13 protein-coding genes are annotated in these 23727 nt (G+C 40.0%); 8 read left to right on the plus strand and 5 right to left on the minus strand.

Going from position 1 to position 23727, the window contains the following annotated elements:
* The 3 genes from PQ456_RS05250 to PQ456_RS05260 form a co-directional block, all read right to left on the minus strand.
* The gene (locus PQ456_RS05250) at positions 1-1119 is read right to left on the minus strand and encodes a GNAT family N-acetyltransferase (protein WP_273615196.1); all 1119 of its coding nucleotides are present in this window, start codon (positions 1117-1119) and stop codon (positions 1-3) included.
* A 186-nt stretch (positions 1120-1305) separates the two neighbouring features.
* Positions 1306-3441 carry an assimilatory nitrate reductase catalytic subunit NasC gene (gene nasC, locus PQ456_RS05255; protein ID WP_273615197.1) on the minus strand — a complete coding sequence of 712 codons (2136 nt, stop codon included), beginning with the start codon at positions 3439-3441 and terminating at the stop codon, positions 1306-1308.
* Positions 3401-5707, minus strand: coding sequence for an FAD-dependent oxidoreductase (locus PQ456_RS05260; RefSeq protein WP_273615198.1), 2307 nt, complete (start codon positions 5705-5707; stop codon positions 3401-3403). The genes nasC and PQ456_RS05260 overlap by 41 nt, the downstream gene beginning before the upstream one ends.
* A gap of 437 nt (positions 5708-6144) precedes the next feature.
* On the opposite strand from PQ456_RS05260, the gene PQ456_RS05265 reads away from it, so the two are divergent.
* Positions 6145-7365, plus strand: a complete 1221-nt coding sequence (locus PQ456_RS05265; RefSeq protein ID WP_273616246.1) for a nitrate/nitrite transporter — start codon at positions 6145-6147, stop codon at positions 7363-7365.
* 147 nt (positions 7366-7512) lie between these two features.
* On the opposite strand, the gene PQ456_RS05270 is transcribed toward PQ456_RS05265, so the two are convergent.
* A complete protein-coding gene (locus PQ456_RS05270; protein ID WP_273615199.1) occupies positions 7513-7902 on the minus strand; it encodes a hypothetical protein in 390 nt (129 codons plus the stop codon).
* A 42-nt stretch (positions 7903-7944) separates the two neighbouring features.
* Positions 7945-9126: a methyl-accepting chemotaxis protein gene (locus PQ456_RS05275; RefSeq protein WP_273615200.1), complete on the minus strand. Its 1182-nt coding sequence runs from the start codon at positions 9124-9126 to the stop codon at positions 7945-7947.
* A 312-nt stretch (positions 9127-9438) separates the two neighbouring features.
* Here PQ456_RS05275 and PQ456_RS05280 point away from each other — a divergent pair, with 312 nt between their 5' ends.
* From PQ456_RS05280 to PQ456_RS05310, 7 genes are all read left to right on the plus strand, one after another.
* A complete protein-coding gene (locus tag PQ456_RS05280) occupies positions 9439-10653 on the plus strand; it encodes an aminopeptidase (protein ID WP_420540662.1) in 1215 nt (404 codons plus the stop codon).
* 192 nt (positions 10654-10845) lie between these two features.
* Positions 10846-11928 (plus strand): response regulator, encoded by a 1083-nt coding sequence (locus PQ456_RS05285; RefSeq protein ID WP_273615202.1) that lies wholly within the window; start codon positions 10846-10848, stop codon positions 11926-11928.
* Positions 11929-11930: 2 nt separating this feature from the next.
* Positions 11931-13799, plus strand: a complete 1869-nt coding sequence (locus PQ456_RS05290; protein ID WP_273615203.1) for a cache domain-containing sensor histidine kinase — start codon at positions 11931-11933, stop codon at positions 13797-13799.
* 213 nt (positions 13800-14012) lie between these two features.
* On the plus strand, positions 14013-15527 hold the full coding sequence (locus PQ456_RS05295) for an ABC transporter substrate-binding protein (protein ID WP_273615204.1): 1515 nt from the start codon (positions 14013-14015) through the stop codon (positions 15525-15527).
* Between the two features lie 712 nt (positions 15528-16239).
* Positions 16240-18540, plus strand: coding sequence for a glycoside hydrolase family 3 N-terminal domain-containing protein (locus tag PQ456_RS05300; RefSeq protein WP_273615205.1), 2301 nt, complete (start codon positions 16240-16242; stop codon positions 18538-18540).
* 79 nt (positions 18541-18619) lie between these two features.
* On the plus strand, positions 18620-22144 hold the full coding sequence (locus tag PQ456_RS05305; RefSeq protein ID WP_273615206.1) for an alpha-mannosidase: 3525 nt from the start codon (positions 18620-18622) through the stop codon (positions 22142-22144).
* Entirely contained in the window at positions 22138-23469 is a 1332-nt protein-coding gene (locus PQ456_RS05310; RefSeq protein ID WP_273615207.1) for a glycoside hydrolase family 125 protein, read from the plus strand. Before PQ456_RS05305 ends, PQ456_RS05310 begins: the two co-directional genes overlap by 7 nt.
* Positions 23470-23727: the final 258 nt, after the last annotated feature.

Here is a 23727-nt window from a genome sequence, read left to right on the forward strand (position 1 = left end):
TCAGATAAAATATAATCCATACATATAAGGTAAAGGAACAGTCGGGAATGAAAAATCTAGACGGTCTGCAAGCTTAGCATCAGGATCGAATAAAAGCGTATATAATTCCGAAGCATCTTTCAGTGGATACGAACCAGATGGTGTATGTAGCACGTAATCCTCTTCTAATTGGAACTTTATATCATAAGAAGCTAGAAACGCCTTTACACCTGTTTGTTCTAATAAAAGCTGATCGTCCAATACAAGTAAAGTACCGCTATTTGGTTCGATCGTTACAGGAACGTCTTCTTCAAGCAGTAAATCGCTCAGCGCTTTATCTTGCCATGGAATACGTACAGTAAGTGAAGACAGGGCATAATGAGTCATAGCCTCTACACATAAATGCTGAATAACCTCAGAATCACCACCGTACTCAATAACACTACCGATTGGCTCAGCAGACGAATCTTCAGCGTATGGTATAGAAAGGGCTACAAATCCGACCACTTGATGATCGGCATTTTCGGCTACTATAATCTGTTGTTGCTGTTTGTTGATATTAGCGATGGGTTGAGAAGCGATAAATTGTTGAAGATCTCCAAGTCCCCACTGAATATGAGCATATTGATTTTGGATATGATGAGCTATAGCAAAAATATCCTGTGGTAATAGATCCCGATATGTGAGATGTGTATTGTCATCATGTAATGTTTTGGCGATATCTGAAGATAATTTAAACGTACTGACTTGTCCAAAAGGTACACTGCCTGCGCGTGTATATAATGAACGATCTCCTGAAATAAATAACACAGAAGCTCCTGCTGAACGTGCATGTTGTCTACATAATTCTAATAGCTGTCCTGCCAATCCTTGTCCCCGATAATCAGGATGTGTACATACTGCGCCGATTGAATACGCTGATATAGTAAATGTGCCTGATTGAACTTGTACCGGAACCATTCCCATAAAAGAAACCAGTGTACCTTCCGGTGTAAAAGCACCGTACGAATGACTAATACCTGCTTGAAAAAGAGCGGGAAAAGAAGATTCCATATATCGATCCCCATCTGCGCAAAATACATCTTCGGCTAATAAAGCAGCTTGTTTCAATTCATCGGTAAGCACACGTCTAATTTGCATATGTAGTCCTCCTATTGAGAATAATAAAGTCAAATGTAAAATCATCTGCAACCTATCAAGTATCGTTGAATAGTTCTAGCATACATTAGTTATAGAGCAAATACGATGGTTCATAAGGGCAAGATTAGATGTATATATGCAAAAATCTCTAAACCTGAATGTATCAGATTTAGAGAAGGTTAGCGTTTATAGATAATGTAGTGAAGCAGAAGAAGTTGTTGCTAATGACGAGTGCATCGTCGCAGGTTGAATACGTACAGCAGATACTTTGAAGCCGGGCATTTTACAATAAGCATCCAGTGTAGGATCAGTAGCTTGATTTACATTTTGCTCACCGCCCCAATGCATCGGGACAAATATCGTATCGGTACGAATATGATCTTTGATCCTACAACGAATCGTAAATGAACCGCGAGCAGAAGTGACTTCGACCCAATCGTTATCTTCAATATGATACTGCTTAGCAGTCTGAGAATGAATTTCCATAAAGTTCTCTGGTTCACGAGCAGTAAGTGTAGCACTGCGACGAGTCTGTACACCTGTTAAATAATGAGCAAGCACACGCCCATTGGTCATAATCAGTGGATAAGCAGAAGAAATGGTATCTTTGATCGCTACATTTGTAATGGAAGTAAATACCGCACGACCATCAGGATGGGCGAAAGATTGTTCAAACATCGTCGGCACACCCGTATGATCGATAGATGGACAAGGCCAGTAGATGCCTTCTTCGTTGCGTAGACGATCATACGTAATCCCATAATAATCGGCTAATCCGCCGCGACTGGCGATCCGCAGTTCGTTGAAAATATCTTCTGCCTGTGCAAAATCAAATCCAGTTTTTTTGCCAAGAGCTTGTGCTAATTCACATAGAATCTGCCAATCGTGTTTACTTTCATATGGAATCGGACGGGCTGCTTCTCGCAATAATACTCGGCCTTCCAGATTGGTCAATGTGCCTGTATTTTCTAAATAAGCTGTGACTGGCAGAACAACATCAGCTAATTGCGCGGTCTCGGACAAAAATAGATCTGCAACAATAAGCATGTCTAACTTTTCCAATCCGGCACGCACTAGAGGGATATTTGGATTGGATACGACAGGATTAGAACCCATAACGAATAACGTGGAGATTTGTTGTTGATCAATCAGTTCCATCATTTCATAAGCAGACACGCCTTTATCTGGTAAATCTTCGGGATCGATATTCCAGATCGAAGAGATATACGCACGATCTGCTAGATTTTCGATTGAGCGATAGCCGGGTAATTGATCTGCTTTTTGCCCGTGTTCGCGTCCACCTTGTCCGTTGCCCTGTCCGGTTACTGCTCCATATCCACAACCGGCTCTGCCAATTTTACCAGTAGCTAATACCAGATTAAGAAAATAGCGTACAGCCAAATGTCCATCGGTCTGCTGTTCAACGCCACGAGCAGTAAAAATAATACCTGTACTTGCCTGACTGTACACCTGAGCGGCTTGATAGATTAATTCAACAGGAATACCACAGATAACGGCTGATTGTTCGATACCGATATCATGAACAAGCTCAGCTAATTGCTCGTATCCATTGGTTCGTTGCTCAATAAAGTCGTGATCGATCCAATCTTGATCTAACATAATCTTGAGCATCGTATTGGCTAACAAAGCATCGGTGCCCGGACGAATCTGTAAATGAATATCTGCGATTGCCGCAGTAGCGGTAACTCTAGGATCAATGACTATGATCTGAGCGCCATTTTGTTTGGCTTGATTCAAATAAGGCATCAATGTAGGCTGACATTCTGCAATATTAGTGCCAGCCAGAATAATACATTTAGCTAATGGAATATCAGATAACTGACAGGTGAGTCCGCGATCAATTCCGAATGTTTTACTTCCAGCAGAAGCCGCGGCTGACATACAAAAGCGTCCATTATAATCAATATACTTGGTACCGATAGCGACTCGTGCAAATTTGCCCAATAAATAAGCGGTCTCATTTGTTAGCGAACCGCCGCCATAGATACCAATAGAGTCACGCCCTGATTGATCAATAGATTGTTGTAGATGTTCTGCGATATAATCGGTAACTTCTTGCCAAGAAGCACGTACAAGCTTTCCGTGACGACGAAGTAAAGGATATTTCAAGCGTTCGCGGTTAAACACATGTTGATGAGCGTTCATACCTTTGATACATAGACGACCTTGTGAAGCTGCATTTGGTGTACCTTCTGCCTGATAAGTCACGAGAGGTAGAGTAGGGTGCAACGTTGAAGATTCAGAAGAATGAAGAGTGATTTTACATTGTACGCTGCAAAAAGGACATTGCGTCTGCATCATAAGTTCCGCCTCCTTTACGATCTCGATCATAAGCATCTGCTATCGCATCGTTGTAAAATAAAGATAATACCTGTTCCCGCAAAGGCAATACTTCTGTCCGTTGTACCCACTTCCATACCGGTTCACTGTAATACGCTTGATAACGATACAATTCCAGACACAGAAATATTAGATATAGCGCGTCTGGCAAATGATCTACTGTAGTTAACAAATGCGCTTCTTGAATACGCTCTGTAGCACATCCTCCAATATAAATTTCCCAACCAGCCGGTGAATATAATATGCCGATATCTTGCACACGAACACTAATAGGAGAATAGATATTCTGAGCTACAGCTATACGTGTAGGATAAGGTAATATCAGATGTTGTACTGTAGACTGCCATTGCTGTATCTGCTCGACCACATTTGACCCATCTATAGTATGAAAATGATCAGAATACCCTGCTAGCCATTCACGATCTAACGATATCTGTAGATGAGGTAACAGATTTGCATGATCTATTGCCAAAGAACTGTCTAAATACAATTGTAGATAATAACGAATTGCTGTGATACAGGTGTCACAACCATCATGCTCTGATTGATCGGAGATAGACAAATCATCTACATGAAAGATATCTTCATCTTTGATATCGAGAGGACTGTATGCAATAGGTGTATTAGTAGATGACAATTGAGTTAGCACTTCTGTAACTGTTCTCCATGAATGTTGTTGAATTTGTTGCTTTAAAGCCGTATGTGTTAAAGATATTGATGAACAGACAGGGATATGATCAGGATGTGTAACAAGCGAAGCATGAAGAGGAGTATCGAGAATATGTTCTTGATCTTCCTCGATGGTGCCGGATAAGCTATAACGAACAAGCGCTTCAACGATTGGGCGACAACCTCCACATGAGCCGGATGCTTGGGTATGTTGCTGAACTTCGTCTGCGGTCTGTAATCCATGTGTCTGTATAGATTGCAAAATGGTCGCTTTGGTAACTGCATTACAAGCGCAAACGGTAGAAGTATGTTCTAGTTTGGCGGCGGCGATATCTGTAGGATTGTTTGTCGGTGTGGGACTTGAAGTATCTACCGCTTGTAACTGTTGAAGATAAGAATGGGCAGAAGTGCCTTGCTTGATCATTTCTAATAATGAAATGCCTTCTGCGGTATCCCCGTACAAAATAGCACCTGTAATTCTATCTCCAACAGCACTCACTTTTTTGTACGTTTTGCGTACACCATCATATTGCTGTACGATTTGCTGACAATCAGAAGCATTTGTATCGCCTACTGAAAATACCGATACACCGGATATTTTTAACTGTGAATAAGGGATCGAGCCTTGATAAGGTAAAGGAGTTTGCTGACAAAGATGCTGTGCAAGCACTTTGCCTTGTTCGTAAAGTGGAGCCACCAGACCGTATGTAATACCTTGATGTTCTGCACATTCTCCCACCGCATAGATGCCCTCTATACTGGTCTGCATATAATCATTCACAACAATTCCGCGCTGAACATGCAATCCTGCATACTCTGCTAGACGAATATGAGGTCGTATCCCCACAGCGAATACTACAAGATCGACTGCTAATTTGGCTCCACTTGCAAAACGTAACCCTTGAGCACGAGTAGCGCCTGTAATGCGAGTCGTATTCTCATTGAGATGAAAGGTCATTCCTTGTTGCTCCAGTTCTTGTTGTAACAATTGCGCAGATAGTAGATCTAACTGACGATTCATCAAGTAAGGTGCATTATGAATCACATGAGTGTCCATTCCTAAATGAAGCAGACCACGAGCCGCTTCCAGTCCGAGCAATCCTCCGCCGATAACAGCCGCCTGTTGATAATGCTGAGCATATCTTTTCATCTGTTCGCAATCTTCTACAGTACGAAAAGAAATTACTCCTTTTTTATCCGCACCTTGAATAGGAGGAATAAAAGGAACCGAACCGGTAGCAAAAATCAGGATATCATAGGTGTGTTGTAGACCTGAAGCAGTAGTTAATATTCGAGTATCTGGATCAACATGAGTCACTGTTTCTGTCGTATATAATTGGATCTGTTGCTGTTCATACCATGACCAATCATGCAGAATAATATGTTCAAATGTATGTTCACCTTGTAACATTTTAGATAGCAAAATGCGGTTATAATTTGGATGCTTTTCTGTACCAAAAATCGTAATCTCAAATGTATCAGGTGCTAACTTTACGATCTCTTCGACACAGCGTACACCTGCCATGCCGTTACCGATAACGACTAATTGTTGTCGCATAACAAGTTCCTCCTTTGGTGTTATTTCAAAGGTGCATCGTCATTTGCACAGAAAAAGCCCTTCTCCATATTCAGGAAAAGGGCATCATTGCCGTTACGTAATCACACTCCATTGTGTGAAATCTTATCAATAACATTAATAGATGATGCTTTTAATGTCAATATAATTAACATAAAATAAAAATATTTAGAATTTGAGTTAATTATATTGACATATCAGTCTGTCGTTCATATAATTTGAATCAAATTCATATTTGTGATGGCAACCAACTGCACAACAATATCATACATTTATAAGATGGCACACAATGACGTGTACCATTTCCTAACGGCAATGAAGCCGCAACTTGTCCCGAATGTAATATACGGGCAAATTGCGGCTTTTTATTATAACTATAGACAAAAATAAACCAACTGTGGAGAGGATGATACACAATGATGGACAAAAAAAGTTTTTGGCAAAGCGGGCATAAGCCTACATTACTCGGTTCTTTTTTATACTTTGATATCAGCTTTATGATCTGGGGAATGATTGGACCACTTAGTGTCATTATTGCACTGGATTATCCTATGGACCCTGTACAAAAAGCACAACTGGTTGCTTTACCTGTATTGGGCGGTTCAATTTTGCGATTGGTGTTAGGGTTCTTATCTGATTATATAGGGCCCAAGTTAACCGCGCAGATTGGCATGATTCTTACTCTAATTCCTCTACTGCTGGGCTGGCAATGGGTACAATCGTTAGAGCAGTTATATGTGGTAGCCATCTTGCTAGGTATTGCAGGAGCATCTTTTGCGGCGGCTTTGCCACTTGCAGGACAATGGTATCCCAAAGAACATCAAGGTCTAGCGATGGGGATTGCAGGAGCAGGCAATAGCGGAACTGTAATAGCGACTTTATTTGCGAATCGGTTAGCTCAACATTTTGGTAGCTGGGAAATTGTATTTGGAATAGCGATGATTCCGATTATTCTGGTATTTATTTTCTTTACGATCTTTGCCAAAAATAGCCCTAATCGTCCTGAACCTAAAAAATTATCGCAATATGCTACCGTACTTAAACAAAGAGATGCGTGGGTATTCTGTGCATTTTATTGTGTGACATTTGGTGGGTTTGTAGGGCTTGCCAATTACTTAACGATTTTCTTTAATACTCAATATGGATTAACAGCAGTACAAGCGGCTGATATTGCTACCATCTGTGTTATCGCAGGAAGCTTTTTCCGTCCGGTCGGTGGATTTCTGGCAGACCGTATTGGGGGAACTAAAATGTTAATGTATCTATACTCGGGGGCAGGGATTATGTTGGCATGTGTTTCCTTTTTGCCACCACTTCCGGTTGTTGTAAGCTTGCTGTTCGTCGGAATGATGTGTCTGGGAGCAGGGAACGGATCGGTATTCCAATTAGTACCGCAACGATTTGGTAATGAAATTGGATTAATGACAGGGATTGTAGGTGCAGCCGGTGGATTAGGTGGATACGCGTTACCGCTTATTCTAGGCAATCTGTACAAAGCTACAGGTTCTTATACGATTGGATTTATTATGTTAAGTATTATTGTATTATGTTGCTTGAGCTTGCTTGTTGTGATGCAAATGAAATGGCGGACAAGCTGGTTAAATCATAGTGTGACCAAAACAGCACGTCAAGCCAGTTAACAAGCCAGCTAACGATAATGATATTTTTGATACAGGTTAAGCAATAATCTATACTATCTTCTCAGCGGTTCTCAAATATTCAAAAAGCACGATCATATGACTTGATAAAAGAGTCGCAGATCGTGCTTTTTGTTGTATACAGTTATATTAACTTATAGCAGGTACAGTACGGTTTGAAGAAGAGAATGAATCTTGTGTATAATCAGCAGATAGATTAGCAGCCACAGGCTCAAGATCGTGAACCAGTTGACCCAATTTATCGCTCATTTGATTGAGAAGATCTGCTTCTTCATTAACCAGACGTGTTTTTTCTAATTGTTGTTGAACAGTAAGATTTACCGTTTCATGACTTTTCATCGAATCTTGAATAATATGGGTGACATAGCTCATAGATTGACTGATTTTCTCAGCAGAACCATTAAGAGATTGTGCCTGACTGGACATATGTGCGATCTGAAGACTGGTTTCTTCTGTGGCTGTCAAAATAACTCCGAATGTTGAATGTGTCTGTGTAGCGGTTTGTAAAGTATCTTGCATTTTAGCGGCTCCACGTTCAGACGATTCAATAGCAGAAGCAGTCTACAAGCTAAATTGTGCAATAATACCTGAGATCATTTTAAGAGCAGAGCTAGTCTCCAGTGATAGCTTTTTGACTTCTTGAGCAACAACAGCGAAGCTTTGTCCATGTTGTCCGGCACGAGCCGCTTCAATAGAAGCATTTAATGCGAGCAAATTGGTCTGTTCAGCCAAATTAGCAATAATATCGACAAAGCGAGCGATTTCGTAAGATTGATCAGACATTGCATGAATACCTGAAGCCATATCGTCTACATCGACTTGTAATGAAGACACTTGGTCGGTAATTTGAGTCAGAGATTGTTGCCCTAATTGCGCACGTTCCAGTGTAATCGTAGAAGATTGATGTAATTGTTCCAGAGAAGCGGCTATTTGATAGATAGCATCGGCGACTTGTGTGAGCTGTTGTTCACTCACCTGTTGAGAAGGTAACAATTCATCGCTTGCTTGTGTACGTAATAGTTGAACAGCATCAGCAATATGTTCAGATAATGAGACCAACGATTGTGAATGAAGTCGTAACGACCCAGCAGATTGTTCCATATATTGTTCAGTATGCTGTAAATTAATTAATGATTGCTGGTTACGTGCGGAAGCTTCGTCATTTTGGGATTGTAACGCTTGAGTGGTATTCTTTTTGGCAACAATAATCAGGATAGCGGCTCCACTTGTTAATAACAAAAAGATAGCATGGATCAGAAGTAACGAAAAAGAATAAGCATGTTCGCCACACAGCAGTTCAGGGAATAAGAAAAAGCCAGCTAAATGATGAAAAGCAAAAATAGCAGTACTGAGTAAAACCAAAGCGATTGAATCATAAAAAGCCACAAAAGCAACTACCATAAAAACAGAAAAGTGATATTCAACCAATCCATTACCTGCTGCGATCAAGCCAATACTGCCTAAAGTAAGTACCAACGTATTGATGACAGGAAGATAAGCATGATCTGACCGACTACGAAATAGCGAAGCTGACCATATTAAAAGGATAAGTGGAACCGCTAACAAAATATAGCGAAAAATAGTGATATGTTCCATCGAAGAATGACTCATTGCAGAGTGATCCATACCTGCCATACGGTCTACAGGGATAAGATGAGTGTATTGATGTAGAGCAAATACAATAAAAGATAAAAGAACAGTGATCAAACATAACATATTCATAACTTTATTTTTCGCGTACATGTGTGGGGCTCCTCTAAATTCAGATAAGATGGGTAATCGAAAGATCAATTAGGTGAAAATAGTGTGGTTTGTAATGATAAAGAGTATAATAGATAGCGTTGATTCAAGATGAAAGGATCATGCTTGCTAAGTAGCTAAGTAATATATCGTCTATTTCAACACATTTTGTAACATTTAAACATGAAGAATTAATTAAGATTTAATTATATTGAGCACAAAATAATTGTTTTAATTGATTCTGGCATTACTTGTTCGTAACTTTATTCAAAATAGATCACATAAGGGGCGAAGAAATTGAGCGAATTCAAATTGATGTTAGAAAAATATGCAGAACTTGTAGTCAAAGTCGGTGTAAATATTCAACCTGGTCAAGTATTGATTGTACAAGCACCACTAGAAACAGTAGATTTGACCCGTCTTATTGTAGGCAAAGCTTATGAAGCAGGAGCTAAATATGTACAGGTCGATTGGGATGATGAACAGATAACTCGTATTCGTTATGAAAAAGCGACCGATGATTCGTTTGGCTATTATCCACAATGGCATGCTGATATGTTGGAAAAATTTGCAGAAGAAGGCGGAGCGATTTTACATATCAAAGTGCCTGATCCTGAATTATTTAAAGGCATTGACTCGTGGAAAGTGTCTACAGCTGTCAAAGCCGCAGCTATAGCTCGCGAAAATTATCAAGGGTATACCCGCAATAGCCGGATTAGCTGGTCATTAATCAAAGCACCAACGCAAGCATGGGCAAATAAAGTATTTGCTGATTTGCCAGAAGAAGAACGTGTACCTGCGATGTGGGAAGCAGTATTCCAGATGAATCGTGTAGGTTCAGATAATCCAGTAGCTGCTTGGAGAGAGCATATCGATCATTTGAAAAAAAGACAGGATCTTCTGAATAACAAACGATACAAAAGTTTTCATTATCGCGCCCCGGGAACCGATCTACACGTCCAATTACCAGAAGGTTATCTATGGCGTGGTGGCGGTGGAGAAAATGAAAAAGGGGTGTACTTTGTAGCGAATATGCCGACCGAAGAAGTATATAGCATGCCTCACCGTACAGGCGTAAATGGAACAGTGAGAAGTACATTACCGCTGAACTTGAACGGTCGTCTGGTGGAAGGAATCGAACTTACATTTAAAGATGGCAAAGTTGTAGATTATCAAGCAACATCTGGACGTGAACATTTAACGTCATTGTTAGAAACAGATGAGGGGGCTTCTTATTTAGGAGAAATTGCTCTCGTGCCATATGATTCACCTATTTCGCATTTAAAACGTGTTTTTTACAATACAGGCATAGATGAAAATGCTTCTTGTCATTTCGCTCTTGGTAGTGCGTATCCGACCAATCTTGAAGGCGGTACACAAATGACCAAAGAAGAATTGAAAGCTAAAGGTGCAAATGTAAGCTTAACTCACGTAGACTTCATGGTTGGTTCAGATCAACTGGATATTGATGGAGAATTGGAAGATGGAACAGTAGAACCTGTATTCCGTCAAGGAAATTGGGCTTTTTAAGCCCTTTTTTCTTTTTCATTTTTTTAGAATACCTAATTTTGGTAACGCTATCATTTTGAAAAGGTAAAATATAAAAATAAATAAACGAGAATAACATGTAAGAAGACTTGTCATGAAGTAAAGAATAACGGTAAGATAAGCATAATAACTCACGACACAATTTCACAATTTTCGACAGAGGGTGGCTGGATCATGAAAGTATTACTTGTTGATGATGATGTCATAGTATCCCGCGGACTTCGCAATATTATTCCATGGCAGGAATTAGGAGCCGAAGTGATTGGAGAAGCACGTAATGGCAAAGATGCGTTGGAGATTGCACTGCGTCTACATCCTGATCTAATCATTACCGATATCAAAATGCCTATTATGGATGGTCTTGAATTATGTTGTCGTATTCGTGAATTGATGACAGATACAGCGATCGTATTACTTAGTGCTCATGAAGAATTCGATTATGCTCGTCAAGCGATGCAATACGGTGTCGATACGTATATCGTCAAGCCGATGGCACGTAAAGAAATCAGTCAATTAACCACGTATATTCAAGAAGTCTCCCGTCGTAAAAATGAAAAGCTTCATCATTATTCTTCGCTTTTTAACCGTCAGCTTGAAATCAATTGTTATGAAGCGCTCAAAACAGGCAATAGGCTTTTTTTCGAAGAGCTATTTGAACACGAGTTAGCTTTATCGACAGCTAATCCTAATGAGATCAAAGAATTATGTATGCGTCTACTTACTATTTTGTTTGATTTTTATCAAGGTGTAGGTGGGGATCGAGCGTCTACATTGTTGCAATCCAAATCTGCCCGTCTGGACGATCTGTTCAGTCTCAAGACCCGTCATGAAGCGATTGCTTTTACGTATGATCTGTTCCGTCAGGTGAATGAACTGGCAACAGAGAAAAAGGAAGATCGCCAACATTCATTAGTGCAGTATGTGAAGCAATATGTGCATGATAATATTTACAATGTGAATCTATCCCTTGCTGATATTGCTTATCATATGGAGCGTTCGCCTGCGTATCTGAGTGCTGTATTTAGCCAGAATACCGGGGTGAAATTAAATGTATATATCACGCAGAAGCGTATTGATCAAGCCAGACAATTGTTACTTGATCCATCACTGCCGATCTATAGCATTTCAGAAAAATTAGGATTTCAAGATCCGCATTACTTTGCCCGTGTATTCAAAAAAGTCGAAAGTATTACACCTTCAGAATACCGTAACTTGTATCTGAACCATAGTGTACGCGCGGATGCTGAGGTGAAATAATATTGTTCAAAAACAAATCGATTTCGTTGATTCCCAAAGCGAGTATAAAAGTGAAAATTGCTGTTCTTTTTATTGTGCTGATTACTTTATCGGCGCTGTTGTCTAATGGAATACTGTACTTTGTATTTATGAACATTATGCGAGAGCAATTGCTGGAAGACCAGCAGAATATTATGCTTCAAAGTCGTAGTAATGTGCAAAATGTAGAGAATAGCATCGATCAGGCGACTTATTATTTTTCGACAGACAAAACGATAGCCGATATTCTGAACAAAACTACATTTGACGATATTGAAAGTTATCGTGATCTTAATACGATTAATCAGCAGTTTATTAAATATCTGGATGTACCACTAAGCAATGTAGTCAGCACGTATTCGGCTACCTTTTTTGTCAAAAATACATTTCCAGTTGCTGCTGAATTGCCTACTATTCAATTGGAGCAATTAAATAAATTGCCTGGTGGTACAGGATCAAATCGCTTTTTCAATTCCGATGAAGCGGAAAATGAAGAATGGTTCAAGCGAACAGTCGAATTAAGTGGAACATTGAATATCTTTTATGCGGATCAAGATCGTGATCGCGTCTATTTTGCCAAGCAAGTTCGCAATCCTTTAATTCTGAATACGACGAATGAAATGGGCGTTATAGTCATTGCGATTGATACGGCTGAATTTGGAAAGCAGATCGAAGCCTCAAGGCTTACACAGGGAACACAATTATTGTTAGCGGATCAGAATAATCAAGTGTTATATAGTAACAATCCTGCACTCAAAGGGGTAGATATCAGTCATACACCCGACTTAGCTCCTGTATTACAATATACCGATATTGGTGGAACTAGTGATCTGAAGTATAACCAGACACAGTATATTGCTGATACGTATCCTTTAAAATGGGGATGGAATCTGATTGCTCTTATTCCATACAGTGATATTACAGATCGCTTGTCGATTATTTTCGATATTATCGTTGGAATTACCGTCGCAGTGATTGTAGCAGGAATCAGCTTTACGTTATTATTGTCCAACAGCATAGCCAAGCCGGTGATTACATTAGCCAATGTGATGAGAAATATAAAAGACGGTTCAACGATGGATGTATTTATCGAACCACCAGAGCAAGATGAAGTCGGAGTATTGTATCGTCAGTTCAACAATCTAATGAAACGTATCAACGGATTGGTAGACGATGTGATCGAAAGCGGTGAACGAGAACGACAAGCAGAAATGAAAGCTTTGCAAGCGCAGATTAATCCTCATTTTATCTACAATACACTGGATTCGATCAATTGGATGGCACTTAGTAAAAATGAAGAAGACATTGTAACTATGGTGTCGTCACTGGCTCATATTTTGAGATACAGTATCAAGCAACCCAATGAACAAGTGCCGTTACGACAAGAGATTGAGCATGTACAGAATTACGTTAATATTCAATCGCTTCGTTATGGAGATAACTTTGACATTAGCTATGATATCGAACCTGAATTATATGATTATCTGTTGCCTAAATTTATTATTCAGCCGTTAATTGAAAATGCGATTTTGCATGGAACTGAACAGATTGCCGATCATGGCAACATTGTATTGCGTGCATATACCGATGGAATTGTAGTACGAATTATTGTAGAAGATAACGGGCCAGGTGCAGACACAGAATTATTAAATGATTATTTGGATCGAGAGCAAGAAGTATTACACAGTTCAGATGGAATCGGAATTAGTAATATTCATCAACGAATTAAGTTACATTATGCAGACGAGATGTTTGGTTTACGGTTTTATTATACAGATAATGTAATGAAATCTGTCATAACTATTCCTTATAAAGTAAGTAAGAAAACGCTTACCGAAAAAATATCCACCTAATCTAAAGAAAATACGGTACACCTTTCTGACAGCCTGACGGATAATAAGGATACAAAGTCTAAGCCATTCCAAAAGATACAATCTACGGAGTGGCTAAAGAATAATCTCTGTACACTATCATTAGAAAATAGTACATATTATTCTTTAAACAACGTGTAGACAATACTAATTTGTCGGTAAAGATGAATCATGAACGAAAAAGGGGATGGGTCTATGTTACGTAAACCAAAAGCATGGTCTTTAAGTCTAGCTGTTATTATGATGTTGTCTATTGTGTTGTCTGCATGTGGCGGTTCCAAAGAAAGTAACGGAACCACAGCCGATGGTAAGCTCGCTCCAGTCGAATTGGTCTTTTATAACTATGCAACACCGATGAAAGGTCAAGATCGAGTGATGGAGAAAGTAAACGAATACTTGAAGAAAAAAATTAATGCTACGATCAAAGTAGTCACGATGGAAGGCAGTGACTTTGAAACCAAAGTACCTGTGATGTTGGCTTCAGGTCAGCCGATGGATATCGTGTTTACCAGTTCATGGACAAATAACTACTTATCCAATGTCTCCAAGCAAGCTTTTACACCATTAACTTCATTACTTGATCAATACGGACAAGATTTGAAAAAGACAGTGCCTGATACGCTTTGGAAAGGGATGACAGTCAACAAAGAGTTGTACGCTGTACCGATCTACAAAGAAATTGGTCATCAGGTAGGCGTGTTGTTCCGTAAAGACTTGGTGGATAAATACAAATTAAATGTAGCAGGTATTCAATCATGGAAAGATATGGAGCCTATTTTAAAAACACTGCATGAAAAAGATCCAAGTATTCTAGCATTAGATGGAACCGAAGGAATGTATCGCTCATTCCCTGTACAACATATGTCAGGTGACTGGAATTTGCCGGGAATTATCAATGTAGGCGACAAACCTTATTATGCACGTTCTGACGATAAAATTTTCAACCAATACGATACACCTGAATTTAAAGAGTTCGTACAAACAGCATACAAATGGAATCAAGCAGGCTATACGCCTAAAGATGTCGATTACCAAAGTGAAAATGATTGGAAAGCAGGTAAAGTATTTGCCGGTTCTCTACTATACGCACCGAACTATGTATACAAACGTAGCGCTCAATTAGGCTATGAACTGGATTATCAAAATCTTGGCAAAGGTGTAGTAGAAACAAGTGATGTACAAGGTGGAGCTTATGCAATCCCACGTTCATCCAAAAATCCAGAACGTGCGATGATGTTCTTGAACTTGTTATACACTGATCCAACTTTAGCTAACTTATTTGTACATGGAATCGAAGGACAAGATTACACCAAAGTAGATGATCAATTTATCAAACCTGCTGAAGGTGTAGACGCTGCAAATCCTGATTATGACTACGGTTATGGTTGGATGTGGGGAAATGTGAATATATTCTACTATGATCAATCGTATCCTAAAGATACATTAGAACAATTCAAAAAATTCGAAGACAACAATACCCCTGCTCCTGCACTAGGATTTAACTTTGATACCACACCAGTACAGACCGAGATTGCTGCAATCAATAATGTGATTAGCGAATACTACAAACCACTTGTCACCGGAACCGTCAATCCAGATGAATATTTACCTAAATTTATTCAGAAATTAAAAGACGCTGGTGTAGACAACATGCTCGCTGAAATGCAAACTCAATACGACACATGGAAATCCCAACAAACCGGTTCCTAATTTCCAAAAGCACCATCAGCAATTCCATATCAACACCAAAGGACGGAACCCCAATTCCGTCCTTTTCTTTTTAAACAAATCAAATAATAAACAAATTCATACAGGTATCCCACCTCAAGAACAGAAGTAATTACTATAGCCCATTTTTTTCAAAAAACTAAAACCTAAAAAAATCAAAAGATCATCATTCCTATTTTGAAAAAATTACAACCCTATCATCATTCCAAAAGAACCATTCTAAAACTAATCAAACCAATCTATTTCCAAATAATTAATAAATACCTAAAAGTAAAAAAATCAAACTATCAATACACTAACCAATAAAAATAAAAACGTTACACCCAAACCAAAACAAATAAAAAAATAAAACAAACCTAAAATGAACTCTAAATCAAAACATCAAAACCAAAACTCATATTTCCCTATCATCACTACTATTCTATCTTTACCATGTCCCTACACTGCCCACCCAAGTTGCTAGAAATAAACGTGAGAAATTCGCACCTAGCACAGAGCGGAGGGGGAAGAGAGGCTATGAAAGAGCGAAGCGCTCGCCTTTGTAAAGAAATCCCTACCGCTAAGCGGTTTATTCAGGGATTCCTTTACAACAGCGACGATAATAGCCACTCTTCCCCCGCAGCGGTGTCCCTAGACGTGCAGAAACTTTCCACTTTATTCCTACCCTGCAACTCCAATCGAAAGGATGATCACTATGACTAGTTATAAAAATCCAGCACTTTCTATCGAAGAACGCGTGCAAGACCTGCTTGCTCAAATGACACTGGATGAAAAAGTAGGGCAACTGATCCAATTGTTTGGCTGGCGCACTTTTACTAAAAATGAAGATGGAACAGTTACCCTGACTGAAGAATTTAAAGAAGACATTCGTCAAGGTAAAATAGGTTCCTTATATGCCACTTTACGTGCTGATCCATGGACAGAAGTCACATTGGAAACGGGCTTATCCCCAGCCGAAGGCGCTGCTGCACTCAATGATATTCAGCGATTTGTAATCGAACATTCCAGATTAGGGATTCCGCTGATGTTTGGCGAAGAATGTTCACATGGACATATGGCAATCGGCGCAACAGTCTATCCTGTTCCACTACTTGCAGCAAGCACATGGAATCCAGCTTTGTATCAACAAATGTGTGAAGCGGTAGCGATAGAAACCCGCAGTCAAGGTGGCGTGGCTACCTATTCACCGGTACTCGATATTGTGCGTGATCCACGCTGGGGAAGAACAGAAGAAACGTATGGAGAAGATCCATACCTCGCAGGAGAACTTGCCGCTGCTGCTGTGATCGGTCTACAAGGCAAAGGATTAGATTCACCGGATACAGTGATTGCCACCTTAAAACACTTTGTCGGTTATGGAGCTTCAGAAGGTGGACGCAATGCTGCACCTGTACATATGGGAATGAAAGAATTGCATGAGATCGATCTGGTTCCGTTTCGCAAAGCAATTGAAGCCGGAGCCATCTCGGTCATGACTGCGTATAACGAAATTGATGGAGTACCTTGTACATCCAGTGAATATTTATTGGATGATGTGCTTCGCCAACAGTGGGGATTTGATGGCTTTATTATCACCGATGCAAGCGCTATGAATATGCTGGTGCATGGTTATAATGTGGCAGAGACAGGAGAAAAAGCGACTGCACTGTCGCTCCAAGCAGGAATCGATCTGGAAATGTCAGGGTATATGTTTGGCAAATACCTCAAATCTGCTTTGGAGCAAGGAATTGCTCAAGAAGCTCATTTGGATCAAGCCGTCAGTCGTCTGCTAAAAGTAAAATTTCAGTTAGGATTATTTGATCAACCTTATGTCGATCCAGAACGTGCCGCACGTGTGATCCATAGTCCAGAACATATTGAATTAGCTCGTGAAGTCGCTAGACAAGGAATTATTTTGCTCAAAAACGAAGCATCCGCATTACCATTACAACCATCATCTACTGGAAAAATAGCAGTTATTGGTCCAAATGCGAATAAACCATATAACCAGTTAGGCGATTATACTTCTCCACAACCAGTAGGCAAAGTGATTACAGTGTTAGAAGGATTACGTCAAAAGTTAGGAGCAGACAGCGATCAACTGCTATATGCACCGGGTTGCCGGATCAAAGACGACTCCCGCGAAGGATTTGATCTTGCTTTAGATACCGCCAAGCAAGCAGATACAGTTATTCTCGTACTCGGTGGATCAAGTGCTCGTGATTTTGGCGAAGGAACGATTGATTTGCGCACAGGTCAATCATTAGTGCATGATTCAGAGGAAAGTGATATGGAATGTGGGGAAGGGATTGACCGCTCTAATCTGAATCTGACAGGGGTACAGCTCGAATTGTGTCAGCAGATTTATGCGCTTGGCAAAAAGCTGATTGTTATCTATATCAATGGACGACCTGTAGCAGAACCGTGGATTGATGAATATGCGGATGCGATTATAGAAGCATGGTATCCGGGGCAAGAAGGTGGGCATGCACTGGCAGAAATTTTGTATGGAGATGTGAATCCATCCGGTCGTCTGACAATCTCTGTGCCTAGACATGTGGGACAATTGCCTGTGTATTACAATAGCAAACGTACACGTGGTAAGCGTTATCTTGAAATGGATTTGCAACCTGCGTATGCTTTTGGACATGGGCTAAGTTATACCACCTTTGCTTATGATGTACCTGTGGTGACTCCTGTGGTTATTGCACCGGACGAGCATGCTCAAGTTAGTGTGCAGATTACCAATACAGGAGAGGTAGCTGGATGGGAAGTCGTTCAATTGTATTTGACCGATCTATTCTCTTCTGTCACTCGTCCGGAAAAAGAACTCAAAGGATTTCAAAAAGTCTTTTTACAACCTGGAGAGACTACAACTGTTACATTTACTTTGACACCAGAACATTTAGAATTAGTCACTTCTCAATTAGACCGTATTGTAGAGCCAGGAGATTTTCATATACAAGTAGGCAGTAATTCAGTAGAAGGTCAGGTTGTAACGTTGACTGTACGCTAGTCTGGAATAGGTTATCTGAGTATTGATATCAATATGTATGATTGTATCTCAAAACAATGATTATTCGAGGAGGCTGTATATGTACCGGATCGAACGATTTATCAAACTTTTATCTACAAAACAATGGTTGGATACGCAAGAACTGAATCAATGGACAGTAGAAGAAGCTCGTTATATTACACCTGATCATTATGAGATTTTAGTGCCACGCCAGAACAGTGATATGAGATTGAAAGAAGAGTATGGGATCACCTACTTTTTACAAACCAATATCCAGATTCCAGCTTCATGGTCAGCCCATCCTGTCGGCTTGGTTTTTAACGCAGGCGGTGGAGAAGGATTACTGAAAATCAATGGCGAGTTCTATCATGGGCTGGATAAAAATCATACATTTATTCCTTTGCGAGAGTCATATATTGGTACAGACATAACGCTTGATATTGAATTATACGATCCGATTCCTGAACCTCATGATCCGTTAAATGGACAACCCGAATATGTAGCTCCATTGAGAGCGTATCAGGCTAGTCTGGTCAGTATCAACAGTGGACTGCGTAGTCTGATGTATAGTGTACGGATATTGCTACATAGTATGCGCCGTTTGCCTGAAAATGAATTGCGCCGAATCGAAATCCAAAAAGCGTTAGAACAAACGATGCATGCTGCATATGCACTTCCAGAAGAATCATGGCAACTGGAAGAACCGTGGCAACAACTGGAAGAAATATTACGAGAACAGGTAGTCGTATTTGCTCCCGATGCATCCGAAAGTGGCTATATGTACATGATCGGACAATCGCATATTGATATCGCATGGTTATGGCCTGTACGGGAGACCGTTCGTAAGTCCAGTCGTACATTTTCAACCATGTGTACGTTAATGGAGCAATATCCTGACTTTATTTACTCTCAGAGTCAACCGCAATTGTTTGCTTATGTGAAAGATCATTATCCAGAGTTATATGCCAAAGTGAAAGAACGAATCGCGGAAGGTCGCTGGGAATTGGTTGGAGGAATGTGGGTCGAGCCTGATCTGAATATTCCAAGTGGGGAGTCATTAGCTCGTCAGCTATTGTATGGACAGCACTTTTATCGTGAAGAATTTGGTATCACTTCTACGATCGAATGGTTACCTGATACATTTGGCTATTGTGCTTCATTGCCACAATTATTGCGTCAAGCCGGGATCGATTATTTTATGACGACCAAGCTGAATTGGAATGATACGAATATTTTCCCGTATGATCTGTTCCACTGGGTAGGCATTGATGGTACGCCGATCCTTTCTTATCTGAATCATGGTGTGAACGAATCGACTACACCTAAAGACATCGTAGAACACTGGGAATATTTCCGTCAAAAAGATATCCATCCTCAGCAGATGCTGCTCTACGGACATGGAGATGGTGGCGGCGGAGTCACCCATGAAATGATTGAATATGTAGAACATGCCGACTTAATGGTGGGATTACCTCAAGCAGAATTTGGAACAGCCAAGCAGTTTTTTGAACAGACTTTGGAATCAGCAGAAGAGCTACCTGTATGGCGTGGTGATCTGTATTTAGAATTACATCGCGGAACGTATACGACGCAAGCATGGAATAAACGTCATAACCGCAAAGCAGAATTACTGTATCGTGAAGCTGAAGTATGGGAAAGACTCACCACCATCTATTTCAATCAAAGCAGTCTATCGAATAGTGAACCTGCCGAATTATCTATAGAACAAGATGACACATTAATATCTGAAAGTATAAAAGTACTAGCAAAGCAATCTGCAGATAAGGGTTTATCAGTACATCCTGCTCTTTTTGAACAACAACAAGATGGAGCAATTACCAGACAACAATTCAAAAATGGATGGCTTGGTATTATGCTTAATCAATTTCATGATATTGTCCCGGGTTCGGCGATTCCAGAAGTGTACGATACGTCTGAAGTCGAATATGCTCAGATTTTACAGATCGGAGCAAGTGCTCTGGATCAAGCGCTCACTCCGTGGACAGCATGGATTGGACAGCAATTAGCACAGTCGGATCAACAAGGTACAGCGTATACTGTGTTTAATAGTTTAAGTTGGGAACGTGGAGAATGGATCGAGATTGAAGGTGGCGCCGAGTTAGCTGATGTTCATGTATATGATCAAGCAGGAACAGTGTTACGGAGTGATGTGGTCTCACAAGCTACTGTTGAGCAGATCGTACCCACATCGATTCCGTCTACAACAACTCAAGTACCACAGTTATTATTTACATCAGCCAAGCCTGTTTTACCAGGACATACAACCAATACCGATCTATCTACAACGCAAAATGCAACAAAGTTATCCACAGAAAATGAGTCTAAATTGGAAAATAAATACACTTTAAGAGTCTATATACCATCGATTCCTGCATTCGGTTATACCGTGATCTGGTTACGTTCAGAAAGTGATCACAGTGTTGCATCTGCTAGTCGTATAGATACCGATAGAAGGTTCCAATCTCAAGTGAAAATTGGAAAAGCAGTGCCTTCAGTTTGGGAAACTCCTTTTTATCGTATTCAGTTTAGCGAGCAAGGCGAGATTGCTGCTTTGTATGATAAGCAATATGAACGCAACGTATTAAAAGAAAATCAGCATGGTAATGTATTTGGTTTTTATCATGATCGCCCGTTGCTATGGGATGCGTGGGATATTGATCCTCATTTTGCCGATCAGATAGCTGATACTGCTGTCTGTATTTCTTCTCAGGTAATTATGAGTGGACAGACAGGAGATATACTACAATTCCGCTGGCAGATCGGACAGTCGATCATTGCCCAACATATATATCTGTATAATGACAATCGCCGAATCGATTTTAAAACAGAAATAGAGTGGAATGAAAGTCATAAGTTGCTAAAAGTATCGTTCCCTGTAGATCTGATAGCAGAGCAAGCGACATATGAGATTCCATTTGGTGCTTTGCAACGCACGATGAATACTAATACGAGTTGGGACAAAGCTCAATATGAAGTCTGTGGACATCGCTGGGCAGATATTTCAGAAGGTAATTATGGAGTAAGTCTGCTTAATGATTGTAAATATGGATATGATATCAAAGATTGCAATATGCGCCTTTCGTTACTACGGGCACCCAAATGGCCTGATAAAGGTGCCGATCTAGGTCATCATGAGTTCACCTATTCACTATTACCACATGGTGGAGATTGGCGTGAAGCGCACATTGTACGTGCAGCAGCAGAACTCAATCAACCTGCATCTTATAGAATCATTGAAACTACAACGACTATAGATAAAAAAATATCGACAGTTGTAGATCACCAGTTATCTACATCGTTATTTTCCTATCATAGTGAGCATATTATTCTCGATACGATCAAGCCAGCAGAAGATGGACAAGGTACGATTATCCGTCTGTATGAATCTTCAGGTAGTCGTGGCACCGCTCGTATTCAATGGCCTGTACAGACTGATATAACAGACGATCATGCGATCACACTGGTCAATATACTGGAAGATCATGTTGGAACATTACCTGTGATAGATAATCAACTAGAACTATCATTCAAACCGTATGAGATCAAAACGTTGAAATGGAATAAGGGGGAATCATCATGTTAGAAAAGTTAGAACATGTTCAAATGTCCACATTCGAGCTGCCACAGGCAGTTCAGGATGTGCTAGCAGAAGCAGAGCAAACATTAGCTCACCGTCCCAAGTTAGCTGAACTGTTCCGCAATTGTTTTCCCAATACCTTAGAGACGACTACCAAATTGATGGATGATGGCACTACTTTTGTGATTACAGGAGATATTCCAGCGATGTGGTTGCGAGATTCAGTAGAACAGTTGATACACTATGTTCCGCTTTGTAAAGAAGATAAAGATTTGCAACGTATGATTAGCGGATTGATAAAGCGACATATGTTCTATCTGGAAATTGATCCGTATGCGAATTCTTTTAACGAAACAGCGAATGATTGGCACTGGGACCCGGCAGATGAAACAGAGATGAGTCCGTGGGTATGGGAGCGCAAGTTCGAGTTGGATTCACTTTGTTTTACGATTCGGCTAGCGTATCACTATTGGAAAACAAGCGGAAATACCGATATTTTTGATGCAGGATTTAAGCAGGGGTTGCGTACAATTTTCCAATTATGGCGAACAGAACAACGTCATATGGAAGAATCACCGTACCGTTTTACCAGACGCAATTGTCCGGCTATTGATACGATTCGGAACAAAGGGTTAGGGATGCCGGTGAACTATACAGGGATGATCTGGTCAGCATTCCGTCCAAGTGATGATGCGTGCGAATTCCATTATAGTATTCCTTCCAATATGTTCGCGGTCGTGTCGTTACGCCAAATGCAAGAAATGGTGCGAGCTGTTTATCGGGATGAAGCTTTTTGCGCAGAATTAGCCGAAATGGAAGAAGAAATTCAGCATGGAATCGAATTGTATGGCATTTATCGACATCCGGTACATGGGAATATGTATGCGTATGAAACGGATGGATTTGGCAATTACTGTCTGGTTGATGATGCCGGTACGCCGAGCTTATTATCAATGCCTTATCTAGGATATTGTGATGTGAACGATCCGATGTATCTGAATACACGCAAATTTATTTTAAGTACTGAAAATCCGTATTATTTTGAAGGGAAAGCGGCTAAAGGAATGGGTAGTCCTCATACACCAGCAGGTTATATCTGGCATATGGGATTGTCGATGCAAGGGTTAACAGCCAACAATGATGCTGAAATATTAGAAATGATCCATCTATTAGAAAGTACGGATGCCAATACAGGTTATATGCACGAAGGATTCCATTCAGACGATCCAACTGTTTTTACCCGTCCGTGGTTTGCATGGTCGAATAGCTTATTTTCACAACTGATCTATAAAGCGATGCAAAAAGGTTTACTGACAAATTCATCATCTTAAAACATATTAAAAAGTTGAATAAAGTTGAAATTAATTATTTCAAAAATTACTTAATGCATAACTTAATAAAATCAGTTATAGTAAAAGAAAGTTATAGTAAAAGAATATAACAACACTTAGCTATAACTAACCAATCTTTATCATGTATCTATGTTCAACTAAAGTTATCTGTAAAAGGCTTACCTTTACTCACCCTCATTACGAACAAAACGATTTAGAAATGAGGATGCAAGAGCATAGAGCGAAGGGAATATGATT

This window comes from Paenibacillus kyungheensis (assembly GCF_028606985.1).
GTDB lineage: Bacteria > Bacillota > Bacilli > Paenibacillales > Paenibacillaceae > Saccharibacillus > Saccharibacillus kyungheensis.

Excerpts from the sequence above, each read along its gene's own strand:
- PQ456_RS05285 (WP_273615202.1), top strand. The coding sequence starts at position 10,846 with ATGAAAGTATTACTTGTTGATGATGATGTCATAGTATCCCGCGGACTT.
- PQ456_RS05300 (WP_273615205.1), top strand. The coding sequence starts at position 16,240 with ATGACTAGTTATAAAAATCCAGCACTTTCTATCGAAGAACGCGTGCAA.
- PQ456_RS05295 (WP_273615204.1), top strand. The coding sequence starts at position 14,013 with ATGTTACGTAAACCAAAAGCATGGTCTTTAAGTCTAGCTGTTATTATG.
- PQ456_RS05275 (WP_273615200.1), bottom strand. The coding sequence starts at position 9,126 with ATGTACGCGAAAAATAAAGTTATGAATATGTTATGTTTGATCACTGTT.
- PQ456_RS05260 (WP_273615198.1), bottom strand. The coding sequence starts at position 5,707 with ATGCGACAACAATTAGTCGTTATCGGTAACGGCATGGCAGGTGTACGC.
- PQ456_RS05250 (WP_273615196.1), bottom strand. The coding sequence starts at position 1,119 with ATGCAAATTAGACGTGTGCTTACCGATGAATTGAAACAAGCTGCTTTA.
- PQ456_RS05310 (WP_273615207.1), top strand. The coding sequence starts at position 22,138 with ATGTTAGAAAAGTTAGAACATGTTCAAATGTCCACATTCGAGCTGCCA.
- PQ456_RS05280 (WP_420540662.1), top strand. The coding sequence starts at position 9,439 with ATGTTAGAAAAATATGCAGAACTTGTAGTCAAAGTCGGTGTAAATATT.
- PQ456_RS05270 (WP_273615199.1), bottom strand. The coding sequence starts at position 7,902 with ATGCAAGATACTTTACAAACCGCTACACAGACACATTCAACATTCGGA.
- nasC (WP_273615197.1), bottom strand. The coding sequence starts at position 3,441 with ATGATGCAGACGCAATGTCCTTTTTGCAGCGTACAATGTAAAATCACT.
- PQ456_RS05305 (WP_273615206.1), top strand. The coding sequence starts at position 18,620 with ATGTACCGGATCGAACGATTTATCAAACTTTTATCTACAAAACAATGG.
- PQ456_RS05265 (WP_273616246.1), top strand. The coding sequence starts at position 6,145 with ATGGACAAAAAAAGTTTTTGGCAAAGCGGGCATAAGCCTACATTACTC.